The sequence below is a fragment of the Actinomadura kijaniata NBRC 14229 genome, assembly GCF_001552175.1.
Classification (GTDB): Bacteria; Actinomycetota; Actinomycetes; order Streptosporangiales; family Streptosporangiaceae; genus Spirillospora; species Spirillospora kijaniata.
Genome location: NZ_BCQR01000085.1, coordinates 17,057 through 31,154 on the forward strand (window position 1 = coordinate 17,057; position 14,098 = coordinate 31,154).

The window sequence follows — 14,098 nt, forward strand, 5'->3', positions numbered from 1 at the left end:
GGCACAGGGACGGTGAGGGGGCGCGTCTCCATCCGCTCCTGGATGGTCGTCACGCCGGCCTCTTCTCAGGGCTGTTGCCGTGGGGGCAGTTCGTCGAGGTCGCGGGTCCATTCGTCGGCGGCCCTGGTCAGCTGGTCGAGGTCGAGGACGAAGTCGACGTCCAGCCCCACGGACGCTCCGCCGCCGGCGTCGAGCCAGGGGGGCGCGGCCTCGGCGTAGAAGTGGGCGCGAACGGTCGCCTCACCCTGTCGGCGCTCAAGGAGCGTGAACGACAGCGCGGGCTCGCTGAAAATGATTCCACGCCGCCCGTGCCCCACCGTGTCCTGGGCGTCGATCGGCGCGACCTGCCCCGCGGCCACCTGACGCAGCCAGTAGGCCAGCCAGCGGGCATTGGTGATCGTCAGAGCGGGATCACGGAAGGACCAGGAACGTTCGCCGAGGTCGACGCGTCCTTCAACGATCAGCCACAGGTCGTCCCAGTAACCGGTCCCCGCCGGGAACTGCCACTCCACCGGGCGGAGCTCGAAGACGACACCGTCTCTTCCTGTGATGCGCATCCACTGATCCTAGATGGGGTCGGCTCTCCCGAAGGGATCCGCTGAGCTGGGCAGACAAGCACCCGAGGACGGGCCGTACCCAGACGTGAGGGCATGGAACGCGTGGCCTCAGCCAGGAAACGACCCCTGTCTCGGTAGCAGCACGCCTAAAGAGGGCGCCAGAAGTACCTAAGGACGACTGATTCCCCGTCGTCGGCATCTCCGTAGCTTTGTGGTCATCGGCAGGAACGACACCGGGAGCAAGAGATGAACGACATGAACGCGCTGGTCGACGGCTACATCGCCGCCTGGAACGAGACCGACCCGGCCGCCCGCCGGGACCGCATCGCCGAGGTCTTCAGCGAGGGTGTCGGCTACACCGACCCGCTGGTGGACGTGCACGGCCGCGACGACCTGGACGCCACCATCGCCGCCGTCCAGGGCCAGTTCGCCGGGCTGGAGTTCACCCTCGGCGGCCCGGTGGACGCCCACCACGACGTCGCCCGCTTCACCTGGCACCTGGGCCCGGCGGGCGCGGACCCGATCGTCATCGGTTTCGACGTCGTGGTGCTCGGCGCCGACGGCCGGATCGGCGAGGTCCACGGCTTCCTCGACAAGGTCCCCGCCGGAGCCTGACGCCCCCTCCCCCTCCCCTCCCTCGAACCATCCCCTCGAAAGGAACCATGACCATGGCCGTTCGCACCGCCCCCGAGACCGCTACCACCCCGAGCCTGTTCGCCGACGGACGCCGCTTCCTCAAGCTGGCCCTGCGCGTGGACGCCGTCGTCACCGGCGCCAACGGCCTGGCCTACCTGGCGCTGGCCGGCCCGCTGGAGCGCCTGCTCGGCCTGGACGCCGCGGTCGGCCGCGGCCTGGGCGCCTTCCTGGTCGTCTTCGCGATCGCCGTGGCGGCGCTCTCGATGCCCGCCCGCGCTCCCCGCCTGGCCGTCCACGCCGTGATCGAGATGAACGTGCTGTGGAGCGTGCTGAGCGTCGTCGCCGTCGCCACCGGCTGGCTCGACCTGAACGCCGTCGGTGCGACCTGGGCCGTCATGCAGGCGGGGACGGTGGGCGCGTTCGCCGCCGCCCAGTTCATCGCGATCCGCCGCGCCGACTGACCGATGGCACGGGCCACAGCGGCTCGGCCCCGAGACCGGGGCCGAGCCGCTTCGCCGTTTCCAGGCTTCGCAGCCGAAGCCGCGCGCCCTCTCCCGGCACCGGGACCCTAGGACGTCGAGGGCTGCCAGAACGACGCAGGCAGCGCGCTGATCTCCACTGCGGCCTGATCCAGGTCCTCGGCGAAGGACCGCATATGGGGATGGCCGTCGTCGGCCATGGCGCGCTGGACGGCCGCCTGCCGCCGGATCCGGTCGAGGAGCGCCGCGCGCAGGACCGTCCGGTCGCCGTCGTAGCCGTAGGCGTCCAGCAGGAGGTGCAGGCGCCGTGACCGGTCCTCGAAGGCGGTGAAGCCCTGGAACTCGGCGACCCTGCGGGCGACCAGCGGCACCCAGGTCAGCACCGTGTAGGCCAGGTCGAGTTCCCGCGTCGCGGGGCCCGCGGTGTCCCAGTCGACGAAGCCGACCAGGGCGCCGGAGCCGTCCCACACCACGTTGTAGGGCGAGGCGTCCTGGTGACCGATGACCAGTCCCGGGCGCCAGGGCCGGTCGATGAACCAGCGCGCGTCGCGGGGTGGCACGAAGTCGGCCGTGGTGTCGTGCAGCCGACGCATCCAGGCGCCGACCTGCCGCAGCGCGTCGTCGGTGTGCGGCCAGGAGGGCCAGGGGTGCTGCTCTCCGATGGTGGCGCCGTGCAGCCAGCTGAGGACCTCGCGGCCCTGCTCGTCGAAGCCCAGGACGCGAGGTGCGCCCTGGAAACCGGCTTGTTCCAGATGGTGCAGCACGGCGTGCACGGCGGGCGTCCACGGGTTCGCCGGACGATGGACGGTGTCACCGATCCGGACGCCGCCCACGTGCCTGCCGCCGGGCAGCTTCTGCTCTCGCCTGTCGGCCATGGGGGTGTTGTAACCCGCGCCCGCCGGTGAACGCATCCGGTTTTTCCGGCCCCCCGTCATCGGTCCAGCTCGCCCGCCCTGTCCCGCAGGTAGCGCTGTTCGGGGAGGCTCGTGGTGCGCCGGGCCGCCAGCCGGTAGTTCTCCCGTGCGGCGGCGTACTCTCCGGCCAGTTCCTGAAGGTGGGCGCGGACGGCGTGGAGGCGGTGGTGGCGGGCCATCCGGGGGTCGCCGTCCAGGCTTTCCAGCAGTTCGAGTCCGGCCTGCGGCCCCCGGGTCATCGCGACCGCGACGGCGTGGTTGAGGGTGACCATCGGGTTCGGCGCGATCCGGCCGAGGATCCCGTACAGAACGCGGATCTGTTCCCAGTCGGTGTCCTCGGCCCGCGGCGCCTGGACGTGCAGCGCGGCGATCGCCGCCTGAAGCTGGTAGGGACCCAGGGGCGAGGCGGACATGGCGGCGGTGACCAGCGCGGCGCCCTCGTGGATCATGGCGGCGTCCCAGCGGTTCCGGTCCTGCTCGGCCAGCGGCACGAGGGCGCCGTCCGGGCCGGTGCGGGCGGCGCGGCGGGCGTCGGTCAGCAGCATCAGCGCCAGAAGCCCCGCCACCTCGCCGTCGTCCGGCAGGGACCGGTGCACCATGCGGGTGAGCCGGATCGCCTCCGTGGTGAGCTCGGCGCGGTGCAGGTCGGGGCCGGAGCTGGCGGTGTAGCCCTCGTTGAAGATCAGGTAGAGCACGTGCAGGACGGCGTCCAGCCGTTCGGCCCACTCCTGGGCGGTCGGCGTCGCGAACGACGCGCCGACGGCTTTGATCCGTTGCTTGGCGCGGCTGATCCGCGGCGCCATGGTGGCCTCCGGCACGAGGAACGCCCGAGCCACCTCGGCGGTGGTGAGCCCGCCGACGGCGCGCAGCGTGAGCGCCACCTGGGAGGCGGGCGTCAGCGCCGGATGACCGCACAGGAACAGCAACGTGAGCGTGTCGTCCCGATCTGCCGGATTCTCGTCGCCGGGCGCCGGTGCGAGATCGGCGTCCGGTGCCTCCCGTACCGCCGCGGTGACCTCCCGCCGACGGCGCGCCTGTTCACCGCGCACCTGGTCGACCAGGCGGCGGGAGGCGACGGTGACCAGCCAGGCCCGCGGGTTCTCCGGAACGCCGTCGGCGGGCCATTGCACCGTCGCGGCGAGCAGCGCCTCCTGGACCGCGTCCTCGCATTCCTCGAACCCGCCGTACCGGCGCAGCAGCATGCCGAGGACCTGCGGCGCCAGTGCGCGCAGCAGGTCCCCGAAGCGTTCGCTCCCGCTCACATCTCCATCCCGGCCGAGTCCATCACCGGCCGCACCTCCACGCCGCCGGCCCGACCGCTCGGTATCAGCGCGGCCAGCTCCAGGGCGCGTTCCCGGCTTTCGCAGTCGACGAGGTACTGGACGGCGACATGGTCCGATGCCCGCGGGTACGGGCCCTCGCTCACCGCCACCACGCCGTCCCGAACCCGGACGACGGCGCTGATGGACGGATCGGCGAACGCGTGACCGCTGATCAGTTCCCCTGTTCGCGCGGCGGCGCCCAGGAACTCCTCGTGGTCCGGCCCTTCCCCCGGCAGGTCCGCCGCGTTCAGGTAGAGGTTCAGCAGGAACTTCATCGCGTGCTCAGCCGTCGGCCGTGCTGGCGAAGACCACCGGCCGCACCTCGACGCCCAGGCCCTCGACACCGGCGTCGGGAATGAGCGCGGCCAACTCCAGGGCCCGCTCTCTGCTGTCGCATTCCACCAGGTAGTAGCCGCCGAGATACTCCTTGGACTCCAGGTAGGGCCCGTCCGTCACCGCCGGGACGCCGCCCCGGACCCTGACCACGGCGCTCTGCGACGGGTCGGCCAGCGCGACGGTGCCGATCATCTCCCCGGTCCCGGTGACGGTCTCCATGAACGCGCCGTGGCCGCTCATCACCTCGTGGCGCTCGTCCTCGGTCAGCGCGTCCCAGATCCGCGGGTTGCCATACATGATCAACAGGAACTGCACGTCGTTTCCTTCGATGGTCGGGCGGCGCCCCTGCGGCGCCGTTCACCCTGGGGTCGTTGCCGGTGCCGCGTTCTTGCGGTGCCGGACCGCAAGAATCCCCCCGCTGTTCCGACTCCCTCCCGAAGGGGCGCCCGGCCTGGGCGTCCCGTCACAGAAGTCGCTTGTCAGCTTCCCAAGGAGGATGCATGTCGCAGCTGTTGAGGGTGCACTGCTTCAACGTGTCGCGGGACGGGTTCGGCGCCGGTGAGGGGCAGAGCCTGGAGCGGCCCTTCGGCCACGCGGACCCCGCCCCGCTCTGGTCCTGGGCGGGCGCCACCGCGAGCTGGGTGAACCGGACCGACCCCGGCGGCACTCGCGGCCTGGACGACCTCATGACCCGCGACCACACCCGCGACATAGGGGCGGAGATCATGGGTCGCAACAAGTTCGGCCCCCAGCGCGGCCCCTGGGAGAACCACGAGTGGCAAGGGTGGTGGGGGGACAACCCGCCGTTCCACACGCCGGTCTTCGTGCTCACCCACCACGAACGCCCGTCCTTCACCCTGGCCGACACCACCTTCCACTTCCTCAACGCGACACCGGCCGAGGCACTGGCACGCGCGAAGCAGGCCGCCGACGGCCGGGACGTGCGCCTCGGCGGAGGGGTCGCCACCATCCGCGGGTTCCTCGATGCCGACCTGGTCGACACGATGCACATCGCCGTCGCGCCCGTCGACCTCGGCCGAGGCGAACGGCTGTGGGAAAGCCCTGACGACCTGCTGGACCGCTTCCACCTGGAGGCGGTACCGAGCCCCAGCGGCGTCACTCACCTCCTGTTCTGGAGGCGATGACCCCCGCCGCTTGCGCGTGGGTGCGGCGGGTGATCTGTCGCAGGCCGAATTCGGCGTGGATCTCGCCGGGCCGGAAGCCGTGCTCGGCGGCGATCCGGCGTGCGCGCTCGTACAGCTCGCGTGCCGCGCCGAGGTCACCGCGGAGCAGTGCGATCCGGCCCAGTCCGGACAGGCGCTCCGCCCACATGCCGAGGTCCTCGGCCAGCGCCAGGCCCTCGCGGTGCAGCCGTTCGGCCTCGCCGTGGTCGCCGCGCACCTCGGCGAGCGCGGCGCGCGGGTGGACGGTCAGCAACTCGCCGCCCCGGTCACCGAGGGAACGGAAGAGGGCCAGGGCCTGTTCGGAGGCGTCCGCGACGGTGTCCAGGTCGTCCCGGGCGAGGGCGTGGTTGGCGCGCAGGGCGGTCGTGACGGCGATGCCCCAGGTATGCCCCCGCGCGCGGAAGCCGTCCGCCGCACCGGCCGCGAGTTCCTCGCTGGCGTCCAGATGGCCGGTGTGCAGCAGCACGTAGGCCAGGAACCACCGCGCCATGGCCAGGCCCAGCGGGTCGTCGGCGTCCCGGAACCGCGCCAGCGCCGTGCGGGCGCGGGCCACCACGTCGTGCTCGACGTCCAGCAGCGCGGCGATGCCGACCTGCCAGCAGTGCACGCGTGCCCGGAGGGCGGGCAGGGCGTCCCCGGGAACGCCGAGGGCGCGGTCGGTCCAGCGGGCGGCCTGCCGGACGCGACCGCGCAGCAGCAGCGACCAGGCCAGGCCGTCGACGAGCAGCAGTGCGTCCTCGGCGTCGCCGTGGCGGACGGCGTCCTCCAGGGCGCAGTGCAGGTTGCGGTGTTCGGCGTCGAGGCGTCTGAGGTGGGCGGCCTGTTCCGGGCCGAACAGTCCGGGCAGGCCGTCCGTCACCAGCGCCAGATGGTAGGCGCGGTGCCTGCGGCGCGTGGCCTCCACCTCGCCGGCCTCGGTGAGCCGTGCCATGGCGTAGACGCCGACGGTCTCCAGCAGCCGGTAGCGCCGGTCGCCCGCCACGGCGACCATCGACCGGTCGACCAGCCGCGCCAGGACGGCGGCGACCTCGCCCCCGGCGATGCCCGCGCCCGCGCAGACGGCCTCGGCCGCCGCGAGCGGGCCGCCGTCCAGGACGGCCAGGCGGCGCAGCACGGTCCGTTCGGGATCGGTCAGCAGCTCCCAGCTCCAGTCGAGGAGGGCGTTGAGCGTCCGCTGCCGGGCGGGCGCGCCCCGGTTCCCGGCCGCCAGCAGGCTGAACCGGTCGTCGAGCCGGGCGGCGAGCTCGTGGACGCCCGGCGCCCGCACCCTGGCGGCGGCCAGCTCCAGCGCGAGCGGCAGACCGTCCAGGCCGCGCACCAGCTCGGCGACGGCCCTGGCATTCGACGCGTCGAGCGCGAACGCGGGATCGGCGTCCGCCGCGCGGGCGCAGAACAAGCGCACCGCGCTGGACTCGCGGACCCGCCGCTCGTCGGCCCCGGGCTCGGGCGGTTCCAGCGGCGCGACGGGCAGCAGCACCTCGCCGGGCACTCCGAGCGGCTCGCGGCCGGTCACCAGGACCCGGACGCCCGGCGCCGCGCGCAGCACCGCCGCGACCAGCTCGGCCACCGGTGCGGCCACATGCTCACAGTCGTCCAACAGCAGCATCCGCCTGCCGCGCAGGAACGCGGCGAGCCGGTCGACGTGGTCCATCGGCTCGCCCGCCGGGACCGGCCCCAGCATGGTGTTCTCCCGGAGGCCGAGCACCGCCATCACGGCCTCGGCGACCGCGTCGGCACCGGACAGGCCCGCCAGCTCGACGAGCCACACACCGTCGGGGAAGGCGGGGTCCGGCCGTGCCGCGGCGGCCAGCGCCAGGCGGGTCTTGCCCACGCCGCCGGGCCCGGTCAGCGTGACCAGGCGGGCGGTGTCCAGGGCGGCGAGCACGCGGGCGAGCGCGGCGTCCCGGCCGATCAGCTCGGTGAGGGGCGCGGGCAGGTTCGTGCGGGGACGGGCCGGAGGCGGATCCAGCGCCGGGTCGGCGGACAGGACCGCCCGCTGAAGCGCGGCCAGCTCGGGTCCCGGATCGAGGCCCTGGTCGTCGGCCAGCCAGCGGCGGTACCGGTCGTAGACCGCCAGCGCCTCCCCCGGCCGTCCGGCGCGGTACAGGGCGCGCATCCGCAGGGCCCGGAGCCGTTCGCGTTCCGGGTGCCGCTGCTCCCATTCGGCCAGGTCGGCGGCCACCGTCTCGTGCTCGCCGAGGTCGAGCCGCGTCTCGGCCAGGTCCTCGACGGCCGCGATCCGCCGCTGGGTCAGCCGCTGGACGGTCGGACGCGCGAAGGGCGCGTCCTGGAAACCGGCGAACGCCGGGCCGCGCCACAGCGCCAACGCGTCCGACAGCAGCCCCGCGCGGGTCCACGGATCCGCGGCGCTCTTGGCCCTGCCGAGCAGCGCATGGAAGCGACCGGTGTCGAGCGACTCCCCCAGCGAGCGCTCCCCCAGCGAGCGCTCCCCCGGCACGCACAATCGGTGACCGGCCGGGTCGTGCCCGACCAGCGCGCGTCCTCCGGGCTCGGCGTCCTCCAGGAGCCGTCTCAGCCGGGACACCCGGATCCGCAGCGCGTTCACCGGGTTCGCCGGGAGCGTCTCCGGCCACAGGTCGGCGATCAGGCGTTCGACCGGGACCGGGAAACCCTCGTGCGCCAGCAGGACGGCCAGCAGCTCCCGAACGTCGGCCCGCGGCACCGCGACCGGTGTGCCGTCGGTCGTGTCCACCGTCAGCGGACCGAGCACCCCGAATCGCACGCGCCCAGGCTACCGCCCGGGAAAGGCCGGAAAGCGGCGGGAAATCGGGTGGAAACCGCCGACGGTGACGCTTGCCGGGCACATCACCCGACCCAAGGACGGGAACATCGGACAGGACACTCCTCCGGCGGCTGCTGCCGCTGTCGACCGCTCTCTTCGCGGTGGGCACCGACGGTTTCGTCATCGCCGGGCTGCTTCCGCAGATCGCCGCCGACCTCGGGGTCGGCGTCGCGGCCGCCGGTCAGCTCGTCACGGGCTTCGCGCTGGCGTTCGCGGTGTCGGCGCCGATCCTGGGCGCGGTGACCAGCGCGATGGACCGGCGCGGCGCCCTGCTGCTGGCACTGGCGATCTTCGTCGTGGGCAACGCCGCGACCGCGCTCGGCCCGACGTACGGGACCGTGATGGCGGCCCGGATCGTCACGGCGGCCGGGGCCGGGCTGATCGGCGCGGCGGCGTTCAGCGCCGCCGCCGAGATCGCCTCGCCGGAACGGCGGGGCCGGGCGCTGGCCTTCGTCATGGGCGGGCTCACGCTGGCCATCGCGTTCGGGCTGCCCGCGGGCACCCTGATCGGCGGCGCCGACTGGCGGCTGACCCTGTGGGCCGTGGCCGCGCTCGGCGTGGTCGCGGCGGCGGGCGTCGCGGTGGCCCTGCCGCCGATCTCGCTGCCGTCCGACGGGCTGCGCGCACGCCTGGCCCCGCTGCGCGAGCCCTGGGCGTTCGGCATGCTCGCCGTCACCGTGCTGGCGCTGGCCGGCACCCACCTGCTCTACACCTACATCGGGCCCGCGCTGAAGGGCGCCACCGGCGGCTCGGCCACGCGGCTGACCGTGGTCCTGCTGGCCTGGGGCGTCGGCAACATGGCGGGCAACGCGATGGCCGGGCGGCTCGCCGACCGCCACCCGCCCCGGACGGTCGTGTCCGCCGGGCTCGGCGCCGCCGCCGTGCTGCTGGCCGTCAGCCCGCTGATCATCACCGATCTGGCGGCGGCGACCGTGTGGGCGGTGTTGTGGGGAGTGTGCGTCTCCCCGCCGATCGTCCCGCAGCAGAGCCGCCTGGTGGAACGGGCACCGGCCGCGTCGGCGGTGCTGCTCGGGCTGAACAACTCGGCGATCTACGTCGGGGTCGCGGTCGGCGGCGGGCTCGGCGGCCTGGCGCAGGGCGGGCTGGCACCCGCCCGCCTCGGCCTGGCCGCCGCGGCGATCAGCATGGTCGGACTGCTGGTCAACCTGGGGACGGCCCGCCGGACCGTCCCACTCGCGGAGGCGTCTCGGAGGTGACCGGACGGCTCCCGACCCACCCCGTGTTCCGGCCGCCGCCCGCGTCCTGTGGAACACCCGCGCCCAGACCGCACTCTGGCGGGTGGGCGACCAAACCCCGCCCTGCGCGGGGTGCTGGGCGATCTCATCGGCATCGACGAGGTACGGCTGCGTCTGACCGATGAGATCACCGCGACCGACATCAGGTATCCGACGGAGGGGACGGACGACCTTCTCGGCGGGCGGATGCCGGATCTCGACCTCGGGAACGGCCGCGTTCACCAGCTGTCGCCTGGGTCACCCGCACCGGCGAGCGTCCAGAACCAGACACTCTCCGGAGAGCTCTCACAACGTGGCTGGGTCCGGCCGACCTTCACAGCGCGCCCGCTCGCCACCAGCCCAACGAACTGACCACGGAAAGAACCGTCGGTGACGATGCCGGGTCGGTACATCCGGAGTCGGGCCGATAGCAAGATGAACGCCTCCCTTGCCCCCGGGCAAGGGAGGCGCGGCCGGACCACAGGAAAACCGCCTGGCCTTCAACTCGTCCGTCACAACGGGCGCAGGTGCTCGATCGTGATGTGGTGTCGTTCGGTCAGGCGCTGGGCGATCAGCGAGCGGTGGCAGGCTTCCGGGTCGCGTTCGACGCAGAACAGCGCTGCGGTTCCGCTGTTCGGCAGGGCCGACGCGAGGGACGTGAGGTCGGCTCTGTCGAGGATCTCGGTGGTGTAGCGGCGGGTGTACTCGGCGGCGAGCTCGCGGCGTGAGCGCTTGCCGACCCCTTGGCAGTCGTCCTCGGCGTACTGGAGCCGGCGCAACTCGGTGGTCGGGGCGAGTTCGGGGTGGTGCTCGTAGGCGATCCGGGCTTGGGCGAGGGCCGCCTGTAGCCGGAGTGAGTTCGCCCAGGCGTACTCGGGACCGCGGACGCCGCGGCGCTGACGTACGTCGAGCAGCACGCGGACGTCCGCGTGCCGTAGTCGTTGCAGGAAGGAGTCGCCGTCGAAGCCATAGACGCCGATCGTCACCATTCTGAGCACCGGAGATCACCTGCCTGCCATTGGCCTGCCGTTGGCGCCGCCTCCGGCAGCCCTGCCGGAGGCGGCGAGGTCGCGTCACGCGACGGCGATTCCCTCGAGTTCGACCATCAGGGTGGGGATCGCCAGCCGTGTCACCCCGAGCATCGTGGTGGTCGGCGCCACCTTGGCGGCGCCCAGCCGCGACGCCAGCACGCCGTAGTGCTGGAAGAGCAGATCGACGTCGGTGGTGTAGACGTTGAGCCGGACGAGGTTCTCCAGGGACATGCCGGCCTCGCCGAGAACGGCCTCCAGGTTGTCGAGGCTCAGCGCCAGCTGCGCCGCCATGTCGTCGGCGTGCTGGGGCTTGCCGTCGCTGCTCATCGCGGTCTGCCCGGAGCAGTACAGGGTCCGGGTGTGCCCGGAGACGACCTCGCCCTGGTTGAATCCCATCTCCACCGACCACGTCACCGGGTTGACCGTCGTTCGCTGCATCATTGGCTCCATTCGATTCATGGGGAGTACGGACGTCCCTGACGCCGTGGTGATAAGCCTCTCGGCAAATCACGACATCCTGTGTCATGTATTCCTGTAGCGTTCCCGCATGCGCGCCGACCGGTTGGTATCGCTGGTGCTGCTGCTGCGCCAGCACGGTCAGATGTCGGCATCCGCGCTGGCCCGCGAGCTGGAGGTCTCCACCCGCACCGTGCTGCGCGACATCGAGGCGCTGTCCGCGGCCGGTGTCCCGGTCTACGCCGAACGCGGCCGGCACGGCGGGTTCGCGTTGCTGCCCGGCTTCCGGACCGAGCTCACCGGCCTGAACCAGGACGAGGCCCTCGCCCTGCTGATCGCCGGGTCGCGGCGCGGCGCGCAGGCGTTCGGTCTCGGCTCGGCGCTCGCCTCGGCCATGCTCAAGGTGGTCGACGCGCTGCCCGACGGCTACCGGAACACCGCGGCCGACGCCGCCCGGCGACTGCTCATCGATCCCGAGATCGATCTGCTCGCACGCCGGATGGTCACCGAGGACGTGTCCGACGCGATCGTGGCCGAGGTCCGGCGCGCGGTGCTCGCCGGACACCGGCTCCGCATCCGCTACGCGGCCACGGACCAGACCCCGAAGTGGCGCACGGTGGACCCGATCGGCCTGGTCACCGTACGCGACCAGGGCTACCTGCTGGCCACGAGGTCCGGCGCGGACCGCACCTACCGGCTGTCCCGGATCCTGGCCGCCGAGGAGCTCGCCGAACCCGCACAGCGACCGGACCGGGTCGACCTGGACCGGGCCTGGCAGGAACGCAGCACGCGGTTCCGGACGGGCGGCGACCAGATCACCGTGCTGGCACGCGTGAACCCGGCGCGACGGGAGGAGCTGGTGGGCACCGCGCTGGCCGTCCACGCCGAGGAACCCGACGCGGACGGCTGGCTGCGGCTGGAGGTGAGCTTCCAGGATTCACGACACGCCGAATGGGCGCTGTGGCAGCTCGGCGCGGACGCGGAAGCCCTGGCCCCACAGTCGCTGCGCGCCTCCCTGCGCGACCGCGCCGCCGCGATGGCCACCTGCTACGGAGCCCCATCCTGAGAGCTGTCGCGATCGCCGCACAACGCCGGGTGCCAAGCGTGTCCGGCATGCCCTGGGGGGCGTAGCGGAGGCCCGCCTTGAAGAGCGGGGAGGGGAGGATGGGGGATCGACGCCGCCGACCGCCGTGTTCAGCCCTGGGTCAGGTCATGAAGGGTCACCCCGCCGACCGTGCGGGTGGGGAACGTCGCGGCCACCCACTCGCTGATCTTCTGGGCGGCGTCGCTGCCGCTGGTGGCGCGGCGCGCGGCGTTGTCGCCGCCCGCGATGAAGTAGTGCACGCGCCCGGCCCGCACCAGCTCCTTGAACCGCTCCAGCGTCGGTGCGGGGTCGGTGCCGTTGAAACCGCCGACCGCCATCACCGGCAGGCCGGTGGCCAGCTGGTATCCGGCGGCGTTGTTGGAGCCGACCGTCGCGGCGATCCACGTGTAGGCGCCGGCGTTCTCCTTCAGCGCCTTGGTCACCTCGGCGCCGGGGGTGGTCGCGTTCAGCAGGCCGCCCGGTCCGCGCCCGCCCTGGCCCCGGAAACCGCGGGAGTCCCGCATGCCGTCACCTCCCGGAGGAGGCGCGAAACGACCGGCGGGCGGTCTTCCGTCGGCGCGGGCGGCCGTGCCGTCGCGCGGGCCGCCGAAGCGGCCGGGGCCGGAGGAGGTGCGGGGACCCGCCGTCACGATCGCCCCGGTGTGCGGGGTGCGCACCGTGTCGACGGCGTAGGCGGTGGGGGCCGCCAGTGCCACCCCCGCCGCCACGACGGCCGACACCGCCGCGGCCCGTCCCGGCAGTCTCAGGTAGTGGACCGAGACGAGCACCGCCGCCGCTCCGACACCGCCGATCAGGACCGCGGGCCGCAGCCACGGGTTCCAGTCAGGGGTGCGGCCCAGCAGGACGAACGCCCACAGCGCGGTCACCGCGACGGTCGCGGCCAGCACCGCCACCGCGGGGACGCCGCGGCGGCGTTCCCACAAAGAGGCCGTGCCGAGCCCGACCGTCGCGGCCACCGCCGGGGCGAGCGCCACGGTGTAGTACTCGTGGTAGATGCCCCGCATCAGGCTGAACACGGCGGCGGTGAACAGCAGCCAGCCGCCCCACGTCAGCAGCCCGGCGCGCAGGGCGTCGGTGCGGGCGGCCCGGCGGGTCGCCCACAGCCCGGCCACCAGCAGGACCAGCGCGGCGGGCAGCAGCCAGGAGATCTGGCCGCCGTTGGCCGCGCCGAACATCCGGGCCCACCCGGCGTCCTGGTCGAGGTTGCCCAGCCCGCCGACCTCGTCGCCGTTCAGGCGCCCCAGCCCGTTGTAGCCGAGGGCCAGTTCGAGGACGCTGTTGTTCTGGGAACCGCCGATGTAGGGACGCGCGCTCCCCGGCACCAGGGCGACGATCGCCACCCACCAGCCTCCGGCGACCAGCATCGCCGCGCCCGCCGCCAGCAGCTGCCCCAGGCGGCGGAGCAGCGGCACCGGGGCCGTCGCCAGGTAGACCAGCGCGAACACCGGCACCACCAGGAACGCCTGCATCATCTTGGCCAGGAACCCCAGCCCGACGAACGCGCCGCACAGCACCAGCCACCGCGTCGCGCCGTGCTCCTGGGCCCGCACCAACGCGTAGGCGGCCAGCGTCAGCATCAGCACCAGCAGCGCGTCCGGGTTGTTGAACCGGAACATCAGCGCCGCGACCGGCGTCACCGCCAGCGCCGCCCCGGCCAGCAGGGCCGGGCCGGTGCTGGCGGGGGTGCGGCCCAGAGACCGCCGCACGGCCGCGTAGAGGGTCGCGACGGACGCCACGCCCATCAGCGCCTGCGGCACCAGGATGCTCCAGGAACCCACCCCGAAGATCCGGGCGGTCAGCGCCATCGGCCACAGCGAGGCCGGGGTCTTGTCGACGGTGATGGCGTTGGCCGCGTCGGAGGAACCGAAGAAGAACGCCTTCCAGCTCGTGGCCCCCGCCTGCACGGCGGCCGAGTAGAACGGGTTGGCCCACCCGGACGCGCCCAGGTCCCACAGGTACAGCACGGCGGTCGCCGCCAGGAGTACCAGCAGGGCCGGGCGCCGTCGCCTCACGGTGACGATCATTGGTCCACTCCCCCGT

General features: G+C 73.3%; 15 protein-coding genes. 6 read left to right on the top strand and 9 right to left on the bottom strand.

What is annotated here, in order from left to right; all coding sequences use genetic code 11:
* Positions 1 to 65: 65 nt before the first annotated feature.
* A complete protein-coding gene (locus AKI01S_RS25945) occupies positions 66 to 557 on the bottom strand; it encodes a WapI family immunity protein (protein WP_067823362.1) in 492 nt (163 codons plus the stop codon).
* A gap of 246 nt (positions 558 to 803) precedes the next feature.
* Here AKI01S_RS25945 and AKI01S_RS25950 point away from each other — a divergent pair, with 246 nt between their 5' ends.
* Complete coding sequence (locus AKI01S_RS25950; protein ID WP_067823365.1) at positions 804 to 1,172, top strand: nuclear transport factor 2 family protein; 369 nt, start codon at positions 804 to 806, stop codon at positions 1,170 to 1,172.
* A gap of 53 nt (positions 1,173 to 1,225) precedes the next feature.
* Positions 1,226 to 1,654, top strand: a complete 429-nt coding sequence (locus AKI01S_RS25955) for a hypothetical protein (RefSeq protein WP_067823448.1) — start codon at positions 1,226 to 1,228, stop codon at positions 1,652 to 1,654.
* Between the two features lie 107 nt (positions 1,655 to 1,761).
* Here AKI01S_RS25955 and AKI01S_RS25960 read toward each other — a convergent pair whose 3' ends face one another.
* The 4 genes from AKI01S_RS25960 to AKI01S_RS25975 are packed head-to-tail and all read right to left on the bottom strand — an operon-like array spanning position 1,762 to position 4,559.
* Entirely contained in the window at positions 1,762 to 2,547 is a 786-nt protein-coding gene (locus AKI01S_RS25960; RefSeq protein ID WP_067823368.1) for a phosphotransferase, read from the bottom strand.
* A gap of 56 nt (positions 2,548 to 2,603) precedes the next feature.
* Positions 2,604 to 3,848: an RNA polymerase sigma factor gene (locus tag AKI01S_RS25965; RefSeq protein WP_084000255.1), complete on the bottom strand. Its 1,245-nt coding sequence runs from the start codon at positions 3,846 to 3,848 to the stop codon at positions 2,604 to 2,606.
* The gene (locus AKI01S_RS25970; protein WP_067823371.1) at positions 3,845 to 4,183 is read right to left on the bottom strand and encodes a YciI family protein; all 339 of its coding nucleotides are present in this window, start codon (positions 4,181 to 4,183) and stop codon (positions 3,845 to 3,847) included. Before AKI01S_RS25970 ends, AKI01S_RS25965 begins: the two co-directional genes overlap by 4 nt.
* Before the next feature lie 7 nt (positions 4,184 to 4,190).
* The gene (locus AKI01S_RS25975; protein ID WP_067823374.1) at positions 4,191 to 4,559 is read right to left on the bottom strand and encodes a YciI family protein; all 369 of its coding nucleotides are present in this window, start codon (positions 4,557 to 4,559) and stop codon (positions 4,191 to 4,193) included.
* 185 nt (positions 4,560 to 4,744) lie between these two features.
* Between AKI01S_RS25975 and AKI01S_RS25980 the strand changes: the two genes are divergently transcribed.
* On the top strand, positions 4,745 to 5,389 hold the full coding sequence (locus tag AKI01S_RS25980) for a dihydrofolate reductase family protein (RefSeq protein WP_067823377.1): 645 nt from the start codon (positions 4,745 to 4,747) through the stop codon (positions 5,387 to 5,389).
* On the opposite strand, the gene AKI01S_RS25985 is transcribed toward AKI01S_RS25980, so the two are convergent.
* Entirely contained in the window at positions 5,361 to 8,171 is a 2,811-nt protein-coding gene (locus AKI01S_RS25985) for an AfsR/SARP family transcriptional regulator (RefSeq protein ID WP_084000257.1), read from the bottom strand. The genes AKI01S_RS25980 and AKI01S_RS25985 overlap by 29 nt on opposite strands.
* Before the next feature lie 71 nt (positions 8,172 to 8,242).
* Between AKI01S_RS25985 and AKI01S_RS25990 the strand changes: the two genes are divergently transcribed.
* Both AKI01S_RS25990 and AKI01S_RS25995 read left to right on the top strand, forming a co-directional pair.
* Positions 8,243 to 9,448: an MFS transporter gene (locus tag AKI01S_RS25990; RefSeq protein ID WP_067823382.1), complete on the top strand. Its 1,206-nt coding sequence runs from the start codon at positions 8,243 to 8,245 to the stop codon at positions 9,446 to 9,448.
* A gap of 111 nt (positions 9,449 to 9,559) precedes the next feature.
* Complete coding sequence (locus AKI01S_RS25995; protein ID WP_067823385.1) at positions 9,560 to 9,838, top strand: hypothetical protein; 279 nt, start codon at positions 9,560 to 9,562, stop codon at positions 9,836 to 9,838.
* A gap of 140 nt (positions 9,839 to 9,978) precedes the next feature.
* Here the strand turns inward: AKI01S_RS25995 and AKI01S_RS26000 are convergent, their stop codons facing one another.
* Together AKI01S_RS26000 and AKI01S_RS26005 are read right to left on the bottom strand one after the other, a co-directional pair.
* Complete coding sequence (locus AKI01S_RS26000; protein WP_245681781.1) at positions 9,979 to 10,455, bottom strand: DUF488 domain-containing protein; 477 nt, start codon at positions 10,453 to 10,455, stop codon at positions 9,979 to 9,981.
* Between the two features lie 84 nt (positions 10,456 to 10,539).
* Complete coding sequence (locus AKI01S_RS26005; RefSeq protein WP_067823390.1) at positions 10,540 to 10,935, bottom strand: RidA family protein; 396 nt, start codon at positions 10,933 to 10,935, stop codon at positions 10,540 to 10,542.
* A 109-nt stretch (positions 10,936 to 11,044) separates the two neighbouring features.
* Here AKI01S_RS26005 and AKI01S_RS26010 point away from each other — a divergent pair, with 109 nt between their 5' ends.
* On the top strand, positions 11,045 to 12,019 hold the full coding sequence (locus tag AKI01S_RS26010; protein WP_067823393.1) for a helix-turn-helix transcriptional regulator: 975 nt from the start codon (positions 11,045 to 11,047) through the stop codon (positions 12,017 to 12,019).
* A 128-nt stretch (positions 12,020 to 12,147) separates the two neighbouring features.
* On the opposite strand, the gene AKI01S_RS26015 is transcribed toward AKI01S_RS26010, so the two are convergent.
* Positions 12,148 to 14,082 carry an ArnT family glycosyltransferase gene (locus AKI01S_RS26015; protein ID WP_067823396.1) on the bottom strand — a complete coding sequence of 645 codons (1,935 nt, stop codon included), beginning with the start codon at positions 14,080 to 14,082 and terminating at the stop codon, positions 12,148 to 12,150.
* Positions 14,083 to 14,098 lie beyond the last annotated feature (16 nt).